Source organism: Fusobacterium varium, assembly GCA_021531615.1.
GTDB classification, from domain to species: domain Bacteria; phylum Fusobacteriota; class Fusobacteriia; order Fusobacteriales; family Fusobacteriaceae; genus Fusobacterium_A; species Fusobacterium_A varium_C.
This window is the reverse complement of sequence record JADYUE010000019.1, coordinates 1-14,954: the sequence shown is the minus strand read 5'-3', so window position 1 is coordinate 14,954 and position 14,954 is coordinate 1. Positions and strand designations below refer to the sequence as shown.

General features: G+C 31.2%; 17 protein-coding genes and 1 riboswitch. Of the genes, 1 reads left to right on the top strand and 16 read right to left on the bottom strand.

The genetic code is table 11. The annotated features are described in order from the left end of the window. Window positions 1-109 precede the first annotated feature (109 nt). A riboswitch (cobalamin riboswitch) is annotated at window positions 110-282 on the top strand. Between the two features lie 105 nt (window positions 283-387). Continuing rightward, on the top strand, window positions 388-2,376 hold the full coding sequence (locus I6E31_07415; GenBank protein ID MCF2639797.1) for a TonB-dependent receptor: 1,989 nt from the start codon (window positions 388-390) through the stop codon (window positions 2,374-2,376). Window positions 2,377-2,453: 77 nt separating this feature from the next. Here the strand turns inward: I6E31_07415 and I6E31_07410 are convergent, their stop codons facing one another. The 16 genes from I6E31_07410 to eutA all read right to left on the bottom strand — a co-directional run bounded on the left by I6E31_07410 (window position 2,454) and on the right by eutA (window position 14,870). Further along, complete coding sequence (locus I6E31_07410) at window positions 2,454-3,569, bottom strand: iron-containing alcohol dehydrogenase (protein ID MCF2639796.1); 1,116 nt, start codon at window positions 3,567-3,569, stop codon at window positions 2,454-2,456. Between the two features lie 9 nt (window positions 3,570-3,578). Next, complete coding sequence (locus tag I6E31_07405) at window positions 3,579-4,025, bottom strand: DUF861 domain-containing protein (protein ID MCF2639795.1); 447 nt, start codon at window positions 4,023-4,025, stop codon at window positions 3,579-3,581. Window positions 4,026-4,054: 29 nt separating this feature from the next. Then, window positions 4,055-5,143: an ethanolamine utilization protein EutH gene (eutH, locus tag I6E31_07400; protein MCF2639794.1), complete on the bottom strand. Its 1,089-nt coding sequence runs from the start codon at window positions 5,141-5,143 to the stop codon at window positions 4,055-4,057. After that, window positions 5,143-5,436 carry a hypothetical protein gene (locus I6E31_07395; protein ID MCF2639793.1) on the bottom strand — a complete coding sequence of 98 codons (294 nt, stop codon included), beginning with the start codon at window positions 5,434-5,436 and terminating at the stop codon, window positions 5,143-5,145. Before I6E31_07395 ends, eutH begins: the two co-directional genes overlap by 1 nt. A gap of 1 nt (window position 5,437) precedes the next feature. Further along, window positions 5,438-5,686, bottom strand: coding sequence for a EutN/CcmL family microcompartment protein (locus I6E31_07390; GenBank protein MCF2639792.1), 249 nt, complete (start codon window positions 5,684-5,686; stop codon window positions 5,438-5,440). Window positions 5,687-5,690: 4 nt separating this feature from the next. After that, window positions 5,691-6,275, bottom strand: coding sequence for a hypothetical protein (locus I6E31_07385; GenBank protein ID MCF2639791.1), 585 nt, complete (start codon window positions 6,273-6,275; stop codon window positions 5,691-5,693). Continuing rightward, window positions 6,268-6,891 (bottom strand): phosphate propanoyltransferase, encoded by a 624-nt coding sequence (locus tag I6E31_07380; GenBank protein ID MCF2639790.1) that lies wholly within the window; start codon window positions 6,889-6,891, stop codon window positions 6,268-6,270. The genes I6E31_07385 and I6E31_07380 overlap by 8 nt, the downstream gene beginning before the upstream one ends. Then, window positions 6,878-7,657: an ethanolamine utilization protein gene (locus tag I6E31_07375; protein ID MCF2639789.1), complete on the bottom strand. Its 780-nt coding sequence runs from the start codon at window positions 7,655-7,657 to the stop codon at window positions 6,878-6,880. Before I6E31_07375 ends, I6E31_07380 begins: the two co-directional genes overlap by 14 nt. A gap of 11 nt (window positions 7,658-7,668) precedes the next feature. Beyond that, window positions 7,669-9,108 carry an acetaldehyde dehydrogenase (acetylating) gene (locus tag I6E31_07370; GenBank protein ID MCF2639788.1) on the bottom strand — a complete coding sequence of 480 codons (1,440 nt, stop codon included), beginning with the start codon at window positions 9,106-9,108 and terminating at the stop codon, window positions 7,669-7,671. Window positions 9,109-9,126: 18 nt separating this feature from the next. Further along, window positions 9,127-9,642: a BMC domain-containing protein gene (locus tag I6E31_07365; GenBank protein ID MCF2639787.1), complete on the bottom strand. Its 516-nt coding sequence runs from the start codon at window positions 9,640-9,642 to the stop codon at window positions 9,127-9,129. Between the two features lie 72 nt (window positions 9,643-9,714). Further along, window positions 9,715-9,999: an ethanolamine utilization microcompartment protein EutM gene (eutM, locus tag I6E31_07360; GenBank protein MCF2639786.1), complete on the bottom strand. Its 285-nt coding sequence runs from the start codon at window positions 9,997-9,999 to the stop codon at window positions 9,715-9,717. Window positions 10,000-10,051: 52 nt separating this feature from the next. Next, complete coding sequence (locus I6E31_07355; GenBank protein ID MCF2639785.1) at window positions 10,052-10,495, bottom strand: BMC domain-containing protein; 444 nt, start codon at window positions 10,493-10,495, stop codon at window positions 10,052-10,054. A gap of 10 nt (window positions 10,496-10,505) precedes the next feature. Continuing rightward, entirely contained in the window at window positions 10,506-11,159 is a 654-nt protein-coding gene (eutL, locus tag I6E31_07350) for an ethanolamine utilization microcompartment protein EutL (protein ID MCF2639784.1), read from the bottom strand. Window positions 11,160-11,174: 15 nt separating this feature from the next. Next, complete coding sequence (gene eutC / locus I6E31_07345; protein MCF2639783.1) at window positions 11,175-12,050, bottom strand: ethanolamine ammonia-lyase subunit EutC; 876 nt, start codon at window positions 12,048-12,050, stop codon at window positions 11,175-11,177. Window positions 12,051-12,062: 12 nt separating this feature from the next. Beyond that, window positions 12,063-13,427, bottom strand: a complete 1,365-nt coding sequence (locus I6E31_07340; GenBank protein ID MCF2639782.1) for an ethanolamine ammonia-lyase subunit EutB — start codon at window positions 13,425-13,427, stop codon at window positions 12,063-12,065. 15 nt (window positions 13,428-13,442) lie between these two features. Then, the gene (gene eutA / locus I6E31_07335; protein ID MCF2639781.1) at window positions 13,443-14,870 is read right to left on the bottom strand and encodes an ethanolamine ammonia-lyase reactivating factor EutA; all 1,428 of its coding nucleotides are present in this window, start codon (window positions 14,868-14,870) and stop codon (window positions 13,443-13,445) included. Window positions 14,871-14,954 lie beyond the last annotated feature (84 nt).

The following is a 14,954-nucleotide window of genomic DNA, read 5'->3' as shown; positions in this document are numbered from 1 at the left end:
GTAAGAATAATACATTTTTTAAACAATTATGTCAATGATTTTTTTATATATTAATATTTTTTCTATTGACAAAAGAAATATAATAATGCTATTATATCCTTGCAATCAAACAAATAACTTTATGTATGGTTTTATTTTAAATTAAAAGGGAAACAGGTTTGAATCCTGTACGGTCCCGCCACTGTAATGATGATGAACGCAATAGCCACTGGATTTTTTCTGGGAAGGGTGCAAGTAAGATGAATCTAAGTCAGGAGACCTGCCATATATAATTTATACAATTTGCGAGGACGAGGAGTATAAAAGATCTTTTTCTTTTATACTTCTCTTTTTTTGGGAGAAGTTTTTTTTATTAAAAAATTAATATAAAACATTTAGGAGGAAAAGATGAAAAAAATATCTTTTTTACTTTTTGCTATTTTAGCAACATCTGCTTTAGCAAAAGAAACTACAACTGTGGCTAGTACAAAACTTGATGAAACTGTTATTTCTACTGAAAACTTTGGAATGAGTGTTTTAGAAACACCTAAAAATGTTACCGTTATCACTGCTGAAGATATTGAAAAAAGTGGAGCACAAGATATAGTAGAGGCTGTTAGAGCTGTTCCGGGAATGTATCTAAGTGGTACTGGAGGACAAGACTTTAAAACTGACATTCTTTTTAGAGGGCAAGTTCCGGGAAAATCTGGACAAAATATCTTAGTTTTAGTTGATGGTAGCTCTATCAATAGTACAACTGATACTGGAGATTTTAACTTAAACTTAGTTCCTATCGACACTGTTGAAAGAATTGAGATTGTTCCTAATGGTGGAAATGTTCTTTATGGAGAGGGAGCAGTGGCTGGAGTTATTAACATAATAACAAAAGAGGCTCAAAATAAAAAATATTATGGACAAGTAGGAGCTGATGCTGGAAACTATACAAGAAACTACAAAGTTAATTTTGGTTCTAAAATAACTGATAGATTTGCTGTTGAAGCTACTTATTTAGACAAATTAACTGATGGATATAAACACCATTCTGAAAGAGATACTGAATATGTAGAGGTTAAATCAAAATATAAATTTGATAATGGAAATTTAACTTTAAGTTACAGCAATGGAGAAGTAAACTCTAAATTCTCTGGTGCAGTGGATAAAAAAGATAAAAGAAAAAGCAATTCTACAACTGAAGCAAAAGAAACTTTAGATGTTTTCAAATTAAAATATGATACTAAACTTACTAATAATTTAGAATTTATGGTAAATGGAGATTATAAACATAGAAAGTATTCATCTACAAGTGAAAAAGATAAAAAAGTTAATGGAGTTACTATTAAACAAAGAGTTCCAAGCACAGATAGAGACACAAAAACTTACTATATCAATCCACAAATTAAGTATAATTACTGGGATAAATCATACTTAGTAATAGGAGGAGACTTCTCTAAGGGAGAATCTGATTATCAATCTCAAAGCCACACAAGTACTGGTTCTAAAACAACAAATACTTTTACTAATAGAAAATCTATTGGTGGTTTTGTTATCAACAATTTAAAATATGATGATTTCCAATTTACTCAAGGATTTAGACATCAAAGAATTGAATATGATTTAGAAAATAGAAATGCTCCATCAAAAAGTTTTGATCACACTTTCAATGCTCAAGCTTATGAATTAACAGGAACATACTTTGCAAATGATACATCTTCTATATTCCTATCATACAATAGAGCATTTAGAGCCCCTACTGCTGGAGAGGCTGGAAGTTGGAACACTATTCACTCTAACTTAGATATTCAAACTTCAGACACAATAGAGTTAGGTGGAAAAACACTTTGGAATAACTTCTATCTTTCAAGTTCTATTTTCCATAGTAAAACTGAAAAGGAGATTTTCTATTTAACTAAAGCAAGTGGAGAGCAATCAAGCAACTATAATTTCCCTGATCCAATATTAAGAACAGGAGTTGAAATTGCAACAGAACAATATTTTGATAAATTAACTTTAAAACAAAGCTTTAGTTATACACACCATGAAATTGATGGTGGTAAATATGATGGCAAAAAAGTTCCTGGGTTACCTAATATTATGGCAAGTATAGGGTTTAATTATGAACTTATTGATAACTTAAATATCAATACAACTTTATTCTACAGAGGAAGTTCATATGCTCAATATGATTACCACAACAAACTTGGTAAACAAGGTGGATATAGTGAAATCAACTTAAATGTAAATTATACTTTAGAAAATGGACTTACTCTTTTTGGTGGGGTTAATAACCTATTTGATAAAGAGTACTACTATGCAAAAGCTGGAACAAGTAAAGATACTCTTTCTTACTATGCTGGAAATAGAAGAAGTTATTTTGTAGGATTTAAATATAATTTTTAATTTAAAATAATAATTTTTTCTCAAACTCTCCTTAAAAAACCTCCTTTGATATTTATATCAAAAGAGGTTTTTTTTATTTATTCACCATAATATACTTTTAATAGTAATCTTATATATTCTTCATCAGAAAGTTGGTTAGGATTATATGTTGTACAAATATCCTTTTTTATGTCAATCAATATATCAGGAATAAGTTTTCTAAATTCTTCAAAATCTACTCCGTATTCTTTAAGAGATTTTTGAATTCCCATTTTTTCCTTCATTATTTCAATCCAAGTTTTTAATGCACATTTTCCCTCAGCAGCTGAAGATGCAGGTAAACCTAATGCATGTGCTACTTTTGCATAACGTATATCAGCATTACTATTTACTTCTATTATATATGGAAGAAGAATAGCATTTGCACGTCCATGAGGAATATGAAATTTAGCTCCTATACTATGGGCTATACTATGATTTATTCCAAGAGAGGAATTATTGAATGCTGCTCCTGCCATGCATGAGGCATATTGTACTTTCTCTCTAGGTTCTAATATGCTTCTATCTTTATAGTGATCAAAAAGATTTTCAAATATTATTTTCATAGCTTCCATAGCCATAGCATCTGTAATTGGATTAGAGTTTTTTGAAACATATGCTTCTAAAGCATGTGTTAATACATCCATTCCTGTATCTGCTACTACTTTTTTAGGAAGTGTTTTCATAAATTCTGGATTTAATATTGCTATATTAGGAAGCATTTTGTCATCAGCTAAAGCTATTTTGCTACTTCCATTTGTAATAACACTATATGAAGTTACTTCTGATCCTGTTCCACTGGTAGTAGGTATAGCTATAAATAATCTTTTATTTTCTTTTCCAAGAAGATTAAAAATCTTATCCCCAAAATATAGAATACCCTTACAAGCATCTATAGGAGATCCTCCTCCTAGTGCTATTACACACTCAGGTTCAAAAGTTATAAAGTCAACTATTCCCTTTTGTACTATATCAACAGTTGGATTTGGTTCTACTTTACTAAATATTTTTATTTTACAATCTGAATTAAGATTTTCAATAATTTTATCAGTAAGTTTTAATTGAACCATCATATCATCAGTTACAATAAAATATTTTTTATATGGAAGTGTTTTCAAAAAAGAAAGTGAGTCTTCTCCTGCTTTTATATCAGGTTTTATTCCAAATGTTTTCATCTTTACCTCCTATTTTTGTTCTTGCCAATTTGCTGGATATACTACATAAATAAATTTAGCATAATCAGGGGCACTAAATTGTATTTTTGATCCTTTTGGTATTAAGATTACATCTCCAGCTTCACCTGAAACTTTTCTTCCATCTATTATTATATCTAATTTTCCTTCAATAATATAATCTATTTCATCATAAGTAAGAGTCCAATCAAATGTAGTTTTTATCATTTCCATAAGACCTGCACCAATTCTTGGCCCTTCTTCAAGTGTAAAAAGATCAGTAGTATAAACTTCATCATTAGGATTTCCTGTATCCATTCTATCACGTTTAGTCATCTTATTTAGTTTTACTACTCCTACTCCACTTTTATCCATAAATTTATATTCAGGTATTTCTTTATTTCCCATTTCTGTTTCAATTACTTTTCTTATTAATTCTTCTAACAAAGCTTGATTTATTTCCATTTTCTTCCACCTACTTATTTATACTATTTATTTTTTTCAGATACTTTTCCAAACATTATTATAGCTAAAATTACTGCTGAAATTCCTCCAACAAGTTTTCCAACTACCATAGGAAATATCATACTTTTATCAACACCAGCAATAAATCCTAAGTGGTCTCCAAATACAAATGCTCCACTTACTGCAAAAGCTACATTTATAATTTTTCCTCTAGTATCCATATCTTTCATAAGACCAAACATTGGAATATTATTTGCTAGAGTCGCAATAAGTCCAGCTGCTGCTTTATCATTCATTCCAAGAAGTCCACCAAGTTTTAATAAAGGCTTATTAAATACTTTTGTTATAAAATGAACTAACGGAAATGCTCCCGCAAGAGTTATAGCAATCGCCCCTACTGTAGAAATACCATCAGATATAGGTGCCATACCTGGAATAACTACTATTCCTGTTAAAGTTTCAATTACAATTGCTGCAAGTCCAAGAGTTATTACAATAACTACTCCTTGTCCAAACACAGTAAAACCTTTTGTCATTTTTTCAGGTATTTTCCATAATCCTAAAGAAATAAGAGCTGCCACAATAATAATAGGAATTAAATTTGCAATTATCATGGAAAAACTATAACCAGCTACTAATCCTCCTGCTAAACATCCAAGAGGTATAGTAATAATTCCTGCTAGAACTCCTTTAGCTAAATATTCTCTATCTTTTTCTTCGATAATTCCTAATGATACTGGAATAGTAAATACTATTGTTGCTCCCATCATAGATCCAAGAATAAGTCCTGAAAATTTTCCAGCTGCTTCTGTACTAGCAAGTTCCATTCCAAGAGGATATCCTCCCATATCACATGCAAGAAGTGTTCCTGCAAACATTGCTGGGTCTGCCCCTAACATAGTATATATTGGAGAAACTACTGGTCTTAAAATATTTGCTAGAACTGGAGCAAGTGAAACTACTCCTACCATTGCAAGTGCAAGAGAACCCATAGCCATAAATCCTTCTTCAAATTGTTGTCCATATCCAAATTTGTTTCCAAGGCATCTATCAATAGCCCCAATTACCATAAATAATACCATTATGTAGATGATAATTTCATTAATCCCCATTATTTTCTCACTCCCTCAACTTTTTTTAATATAATATCTACTAATTTTTCATCACAAATGTTGAAATCTCTTTCCAATACTTTAACTATCATTGTTTTTAAATCTTCTATATTTTGCTCTTTACAACATTTTTTATCCTCAACTGGCTTTTCTTCACCATAAACTAATGTGATCATCTTTTCTTTAAAATAATCTTTTGCACTTGAAGACAAAATCATATCTTTTCCTACATAAAATTTATCTCCACAAATATATTCTACTGCATTTTGAGGAGTTATTAATTTTTTTCCCATATTATTCACCTTCTCCCTCATCTATTATTCCAATTATTGCAGCATCAACAGGAGCATCTTCCAAATCCATTAATTTTCTTGCTGAACTACCACATGTAATAAGAACTTTATCTCCTACTCCTGCTCCAACACCATCACAAGCTACTAGGGAAGTTTTATCGTTTAATTCAACTATCATAAATTTTAACCCACCTAGATTATCTGCTTTTCTTGTAGACCATACACTTCCAATAACTTTTCCTATTATCATATTTTCACCTTTTTACTATTTTAATGTTATTCGCTCCTGCATACTCCTTAGCAAGTTCTGTTACTTTAGTTTCATTTGATATTTCTATAGTTCCATTGCTATTTATATTTTTTTTCAAAGCCTTTAGATCTAAAAGTTTTTCTGTAAAACAATTTTTTCTCTCTTCTAAGTATTCTCTTATTTCTATTCGCTTCATTATTTTTGTTCCATAAGATTCTAATACTTTTTCATAATTTCTATATCTTTCTTGAAGTTTAAGAGGAGCAGATATAAATTTCCTCCATTCTATCCCTTCTTCTACAACTATCAACTCTTTTCCTTCAAGCAAATTATATAAAAGTTTTTTACTTTCTTCACTAGAATATACTCCTTGGCTTATCTCAGCTAATTCCTTTATTCCAAGTTCTGAAACTACTATTTTTTCTCCTGTTTCTTGAATATCAAAATTTCTTTTTAATTCATCTTTTAGTACTATATCATTTCCTATAAAGCCTATCTTTTTTTTCAATATTTCTTTTAAATTTGACTCTTTAGAATAATATTTTTCAATTTCTCTTTTTATTATTTCAATTAAGTCCTGATCACTCATAAATTACCCCATATGAATCTTTTTCTAAAAGACAGGCATTGGCTTCATCATAGTCTATATGCATTGCAAATTTTGATTTATCTGTAACTCTTATTAATACATCTTCAAATATTAAAGGTCTCTTTGAAAAAACTTTTACTTTTACTAATTGCTTATCTTTTACATTCATAGTAATAGCATCTTCTGGTGTCATATGTATATGGTTTCTAGCTACTATTACACCTTCAGAAAGATTCAATACTTTATCTTGATTTGTTACAATTATTCCTGGTGTATCACTAATATCTCCTGATATTCTGATTATCCCTTTTACACCTAATATTCTCGCATCTGTTAAAGAAATTTCAACTTGTGTTTTTTCTCTTGTAGGTCCAAGAATTACTACTCCTTCTATCACACCTTTAGGACCTACTAATCTTACTCTTTCTTTACAAGCAAATTGCCCTGGTTGAGATAGTTCTTTTACTGGAGTGAAATTATAACCTTTTCCAAAAAGAGTTTCTGAATCTTTTTCTGATAGATGTATATGTCTTCCAGAAGCTTCAATAGGGATTCTTTTCTTCTCATAATTCTCTAGTTGTTTTTTTACTAATTCTACAATTTTATCTATCTCCATATTCCCCTTTTTCTCCTTTCAACATCATTACATATATTACACTACTCAATCTATTAAGTGCTTTTAACATCTCTCTCTTCTCAACTATTCCTCTTTCGCTTGAAAATGCAGTTACTCCTGATATTTCTGCTTCTCTTGATATACTTCTCATCTCATTAAGTTTTAAAACAATGAAACTATTTTTTACTGATATATCAAAAAGATGTCCCATTCCAAAAAACTTTTTAGGATTATGTGATATCTCTTTTATTTTATCTAAACTTTCTCCTAAAACTTTTATTTCTTCAAATTCTATATCAAGTACTTCAGCCAATACCATTTTTTTTATAAAAGTTGTTACACTTTCCATATCTTTATTAAGTTTTTCATTCTCACAACTTTCAAACTCTTTTTGTAAAACTAACCATTTTGCTTGAAGACTGTCTAATTTCCCTCTGAATATTATTCTTTCATGAGTTTTATTAACCAAAATGTTTCCTGATATCTGTGTCATATGTTCAGGTTTTTCAAAATAACTTTCTCCTGCAAGTCCTATATATTTAGGAGTTATTGGTTTTTCAATTATTTTTTCTACTATTTCTTTCTTTTCTTCTACTTCAGCTTTCTTCGAATTTGTTACTACAGCTCCATCTTTTAATATTTCTATTCCTTTATCTATAAGAAATTGTCTAGCTGATGGAGTCATTATAGTTCCTTTTTTAAGAATAAACTGTTTAAATTCTTCTTTTTTATACAGATTTTTTAATTTCTCCTCTGTTAAAACCATAGTACACCTCTCTATCTTTTAGAGATTTCAGCAAGAACTTTTTTTACTAAATCCTCTATGCTCATTCCCTCTAAAGAACCAACTGTTTTACATTCTGGTTTGAAGTCTTCTAGTTCTTTTATTCCCCAACCTACTTTTTTAATATTTAATAAATTCATTGGAGTAATATTATCAGAAGTTGAACTTCCTCCTACTGCTCCACAACCTAAAGTTAGTGCTGGAGCAAGTTTTGTACTTCCCCCTATTCCTCCTAGTGATCCTGGAGTATTAATTAAAAGTCTTGAAACAGGCTTTTTAAGTGCAAATTCTTTTACTAATTCTTTATTTTCTGTATGAATAATCATTGTATGTCCTTTTCCTTCATTCATTAAAAGTTCAATAGCTCTTTCACAAGCTTTTTCACAATTTTCTGCTACATAAAAGGCAAGAATTGTTGTAAGCTTTTCTCTAGAATAAGGGTTACTTTTAGAAACTGTTGATTGTTCAGAAATAAGAACTCTTGCATCTGATGGAACTTTTATTCCAGCTAAGTTTGCTAAAGTTTGTGCATCTTTTCCTACTATTAAAGGATTCATAGTCCCATTAGATCTTAGAATAAATTTTCCTAATTTTTCAGATTGTTCTGGAGTAAGGAAATATCCTCCTTGTCTTTTGAATTCTTCTCTTACTGCTTGCTCATTTGATGGTTCTACTATTACTGATTGTTCAGAAGCACAGATAACTCCATTATCAAATGTTTTACTATCCATTATTCTTTTTACTGCTTTTTTTACATCAGCACTTTTTTCTATGTATGCAGGTCCATTTCCAGGTCCAACTCCTATAGCTGGAGTTCCTGAACTATAAGCTGCTCTTACCATAGCCTCTCCACCAGTAGCAAGTATAAGTGCAGTATCTTTATGCTTCATAAGTTCTGCTGTTGCTTCCATAGTAGGGATATCAATTACTCCTATTAATCCTTCTGGTGCTCCTGCATTATAAGCTGCTCTTTTTAATATTTCAACTGTTTTTATAATACAATTTTTAGCATTTGGATGAGGACTAACTACTATTGCATTTCCTGCTTTTAAAGATATAAGAGTTTTATAAATTGTTGTTGATGTAGGGTTAGTTGATGGAATAAGTCCTGCTATTACTCCTACTGGTACAGCTACACTTAAAAGTGAATCCTCTTCTTTAAGAATTCCTATAGTTTTCATATCTTTGATTGAATCATAAACAATTTCAGAAGCAAATTTATTTTTTATAACCTTATCTTGCCATTTTCCAAATCCTGTTTCTTCATTAGCCATTTTTGCTAATTCTTCACTATGCTTTCTTACTTCCATAGACATAGCTTCTATTATCTTATCAACTTTTTCTTGAGTAAAAGTTGAATATTCTTTTTGAGCTGTTTTAGCTGCTTTTATTAAATCTCTAACTTGTTGAATTGATAACAAATCTTTATCCATAATCTCTCTCCTTATCTATCAAATAAATTTAGTTATATTCTCACTTGGATTATTTATAAGAGATTTCTCTCTATATCTAATTTTTTCATCTACAGAATTTATAGCTTCTGTCACTGAACTAGTATCTCCAGTAATTACAAAATAGCTTTTTCCTGCTATTCCATTCCCTAGTATCAATTTTAAAGTTTCTACTGTGTTGCCTTTTAAAATCATATCTAGTGCCTTTACACTTTCAGATATCGTAAAAAATTCTATTATTCCCATAGAACTACCTAAATCTTTTTTATTTCTTCTTTCTAATATTTCTATTACCTTGTTAGAAACACCAGAAATAATCTCAAATTTTGCCTCACAAGTTACTTCTTCAAAGGCACTCTTTACATCTTCATTATCTCCATAGATAATAAAATAATATTTTCCTGGACATGTAACTCCAGCTTTATATATTTTTACATCCGATTTTTTTAAAACTAAATCAAGATTTTTAATCCCATTCGGAATATTATTGAATTCTACTACTCCTATTGTTTTCATCTTTCCTCTACTTCTCTATCTAGTTTTTAATATAGGAGGCTGACATACTAGTCAACCTCCTATATGGCTAGATTATTTTTCAGTTTTTGGTAATATAATTTCTACTTCTGAGTGAGGTCTTGGAATTACATGAACAGAAATTAATTCTCCTATTCTATCTGCTGCTGCTGCTCCTGCATCAGTTGCTGCCTTAACTGCTCCTACATCTCCTCTTACAAGGACACTTACAAGTCCTCCTCCAACCATTTCTTTTCCTACTAATGTTACATTTGCTGCTTTAACCATTGCATCTGCTGCCTCAATTGCTGCTACAAGTCCTCTAGTTTCTATCATTCCTAATGCGTTTAATGTTGCCATCTAAATCACTCCTTATTTTTTTTATTTTCTATATTTTCTGTTTTTGGTTTACTTATTCTTTTTCTACTACTTCTGGTATTATTTCGTTTTTTTTTTCCTCAGTAGTTACACTTCCATTTTCTTCTTTTATTTGTTCAGGGATATTCTCTTCTTTAATATTTTTAATTTCTAAAGTTTTTTCTTCTGTTACTTCTATTTCCTTTGATTCATTCTCGCAATAGATTACACTATTTTCTTCTATCATCTTAGAAACCATATCATCAGGTCTTGCTATTACATGGCTACTGACAAAAACTCCTAGCTTTTTAGCAGCTTCTGCTCCAGCCTCCACAGCAACTTTTATAGCTCCCACATCTCCAGTCAGTTCAACAGTAACAATACCACCTTTTACAATGTGTTTATTTACTATATCTACATCTGCTGTCTTTAGGGCTGTATCAACTGCTTCAATAGCTCCTACTAATCCAATAGTTTCTATCATTCCTAAAGCCTTCATATTTTACTCCTTAATATTTTGTAGGATTTTGAGCTACGAATTTTACAGCATCTGCAAAAGCTTCACAAGCCGCTTTACAAGCTGATTGACTTCCTGTTAAAAGCCCTCCTCCAAAGTTTGTTTCAGAAGGTGGTCCAAAGAATGCTGTCAATTTTACATCTGCTGCTTTTAATGCGGCATCTAATGCATACATAGCTTCAATAGGAGGTGCTATAAGGTAAGCTAAGGCTTCTCCCTCTTCTATTCCTGCTGTCTTAGAAAGATAACTTCCTGTTCTTGATACACAATGTGCATAGTATGCTATTGTATCATCTTCATTAGCACTATAAAAAGTAGCTTCATTTTCTATAAAGTCAACTATTGCATTTAATCCACTTTTTACCTCTGCTGGTGTAGGACCTGCTATTATTCCGATTACTTCTCCTGCAAGTTTTGTATTTGCATTAGCAGCTCCTCCATAGAATGATTTTCCATATACTACTGTTACTTCTGCCATTTTAGTAGCTTGATCTAGAGCTGTATATGTTACATCATCACAATCAGCTGTTACTATTCCTATACTTTTATATCCTGCTGGAAGATTTAACTCTTCTGCCATTTTATCATCTACATTAGGAATAAGTTTTACTCCTAATACACTTGGTCTTAAAGCGTCATTAGTCATTTTTCCCTCCAAAAATTAAAGTTTTAAATCTTGTCCACTTGCTTTAGCTTCTAATATTTTCTTAATAATATGAGCTATATGTGCTCCTGCTTCTGCTGCTGGTGTTCCATTTTTATGAATATTTGATACTACTGTTCTTTTTGCTTCTGCAATTCCAATATACCCTCTATATGTTATATATGCACTCATACTTTCAGCTGTTGCAAGTCCTGGTCTCTCTCCAATAAGTACACAAGTTACTTCTGCATCTACTATTTCTGATACTTCATCGGCTGCTCCTACTCTTCCATATTTTAAGAAGAATGGTGTTCCTGTTTCTATACCATAAGATTTTAATCCATTAAGAAGTGCTGGAAGTGTATCTTCAATATTTTTTTCAATTGCTGTAGAACTTAGTCCATCTGCTACAAATACTTGTACTTTAGGAGATTTTTTTACTTTTTCTTTAAGAATAGCTACTGATTCTTCATCAAGTCTTCTTCCTAAATCAGGTCTTGTTATATATTCATCTTTTGAATTACATCTTGTTTTTACTGTAAAAAGATTATTTGCTTTTAAGAAATCTTCCGATACATCTGTATACACAGCATCAACTGCTGAAGCATGATCGGCTCTAAATCTTAACATTGTATTAGTTCTATATCTACAACCAGCTCTTCCAATTCCAACTCTTGCTGGAGTTTTTCTTTTATACTTTAGAAGTTCAGCTTCATTTGCAGGATTTTTTACATCAATTACTTCTCTAAAATCAATTTTAGTAATATCTACTAAATCACTTTCTGCTACTCTTTCTTCTACTTTTTCTGCTATCTTCTCTTCTATTTTCCCTTCTGTTCCCATTTCTCTAAGAACTTGAGAAATTATATCTTTTAATTCTCTTTCAGAAACCATTTTACCTTCCTCCTATTTCAAAAATACTGATGCATCTCCTGCTTTTTCTGTCAATCTTCCATTTTTTCTGAATCCCATTTTTTCAAGCCATTCATCAAACTCTTTTATAGGTTTTACCCCTAAAGTTTCTCTTAATGTTTGAATGTCATGATATCCTGTAGTTTGATAGTTAAGCATAATATCGTCACCAGCTGGAACTCCCATGAAGTAATTACATCCTGCTGCTGTTAGTAATACTGCTAGATTTTCAATATCATTTTGGTCTGCTTTCATATGGTTAGTGTAACAAACGTCAACTCCCATTGGTAATCCATGAAGTTTTCCCATAAAATGATCTTCTAGTCCTGCTCTTATTACTTGTTTGCTATCATATAAATATTCTGGCCCTATAAATCCAACAACTGTATTTACAATAAATGGAGAGAATTTCTTAGCAAATCCATAACATCTTGCTTCCATTGTTACTTGGTCTGCTCCATTATGTGCATCTGAAGAAAGTTCTGATCCTTGCCCAGTTTCAAAATACATTACATTTGGCCCTGCTGCTGTTCCTTGAGTAAGTGCAAGTTGTCTTGCCTCTTCTATCATCGCTCCTGTTATTCCAAAAGCTTCATTTCCTTTTTCTGATCCTGCTATACTTTGGAAAATTAAATCACTAGGTGCTCCTCTTCTAATAGCTTCCATTTGTGTTGTTACGTGAGCAAGAACACAAGTTTGTGTAGGAATTTGATATTTTTCTTTAATTTCATGGAATCTTTCAAGAACTCTTATTACACTATCAACTGTATCATCAACTGGATTTAGTCCAATAACAGCATCTCCAACTCCATAACTAAGTCCTTCTAAAAGTGAAATCATAATTCCATCTGGATCATCAGTTGTATGGTTTGGTTGAACCCTTGCTGCTAAAACACCTTCTCCTCCTATTGTTGTGTTACAATGTGCTTTAACAATTATTTTTTTAGCTGCTCTAATTAAATCTAAGTTTGACATAAGTTTTGTAACAGCTGCAATCATTTCAGAAGTAAGTCCTCTTCTTATCCATTGGATTTCTCTGTCTCCTACTTCATCACTTAATATCCATTCTCTAAGTTCTCCTACAGTCCATTCTTTAATCTCATCATAAACTTTAAGATTTAGACTATCAATGATTATTCTTGTTACCTCATCTTCTTCATAAGGTACTGCTGGATTTTCTTTTAGATCTCTCAATTGAATTTGTGAAAGAACTTCTTTTGCTGCTACTCTCTCCTTTGTTGATCTTGCTGCAATTCCTGCAAGTTCATCTCCAGACTTTTGTTCATTTGCTTTGGCCATAACTTCTTTCAGAGAACTGAATTTGTAATTTTGACCAAAAAGTCTTGTTTCTAATCTCATTATTATTCACCCCGCCTATTGATAACTACTTAATACTAAAGTTTTAACTATAACAGGAAGTACACTTCCACTTCCCAATGGTTTACCAATGTCAATAAAATCTCCATCTGCAACTTTTATACTATCTATGCAGATGATAGGAACATCACTACTATATTTCAATGAAAGTGCTTGTCCTAATGCTTTTCCAATATCATTTTCTATTACCAATATAAGTCGACTTACATCAGAAAGAACCTCATATAACCCTTCTGCTAGTTCAATTATCTCTTTGTATCTCATATTTGGCTTTCCTGTAAGACCTACTGCAACCTCTTGAACTCCATCTTCCATTTTGAACCATTCTCTTTTTTTCTTTAAACTTTCTTTTAAAGTATGGATATTTTTTTCATCAAGTTGGCTGATCTTCAATACTGGAATATTTTTAATTGGAAAAATATTTTCAGTATAAGTTATAGTACTTCCACTTATTTCTGTAGTGTGAGAACCTGCTCCTACTACTGTTGCTCCTATTGTTTCTCCGCTTTTAACTATTTGTACATTATGTTCTTTAAAAATTTCTAGTATCTCTTTCCCTAGAATGATTCCTATATCACCATATTTAAAATCATCCCCAGAATATTGATTATATATAAAATCTGCTACCCCTCCTGAGAAGTTCACAAATTTTAAATCACATTCCCCTCTATAGTCCTTATCAGTAATAAGGTATCTATATTCATTACTTTTAGGTATAGCTCCTACTGAACTCAATAGTACTTCCCCAAGCTTTCTACAAAGTTTTTTTAATTCTCCTACATCTGCTCTTCTTCCAACTTTTAAAGTAGTTAATCCCATATCATCTATAAGTTTTTCAAATTTTTTATAGATATACGTTATTTCTAATGAACTATCTTTAAATTTTATAAGTCTTCCACCGATATCCAAGCACGTTGTATCTACTACCTCTCCATTTTTAAAGAGAACATTATTTGTAGTTCCTCCTCCTATATCTAGATTGTAAACTGTTGTATTGTGTTTTTCTGAATAATCCATAGCCCCTGCTCCTTTTCCAGCAATTATGCTTTCAAGATCAGGTCCTGCTGTTGCTACAACAAAATCTCCTGCCATTCCACTTAAAGCATTAAGCACCTCTTTAGCATTTGATTTTCTTGCTGTTTCTCCAGTTATTATTACTGCTCCTGTAGAAACATCTTTTACTGTTACTCTTGCCTTTTGATACTCTTCTTGAATTATTCTTTTAACTTTTTCTGCATCTATCTCAGTTTGACTTATAAGAGGAGTAAAATATACTTTACTTCTGTAAAATACATCTTTAGCTATAATTTTTATCTGTGGGACTCTTGCACCAGAAGCTATATTTTCTAGCACAATCTTGGTAAATACTAACTGAGTAGTTGAAGTTCCAATATCTATTCCTACACTGATAATTTCTTCTTTCATCAGCTTCCTCCTAGAAAAATTTAATAAAAAAAGCCAAAGAAAATAGGATAACCTATCTCTTTGGCTTCGTTGCCTTTCCAAATA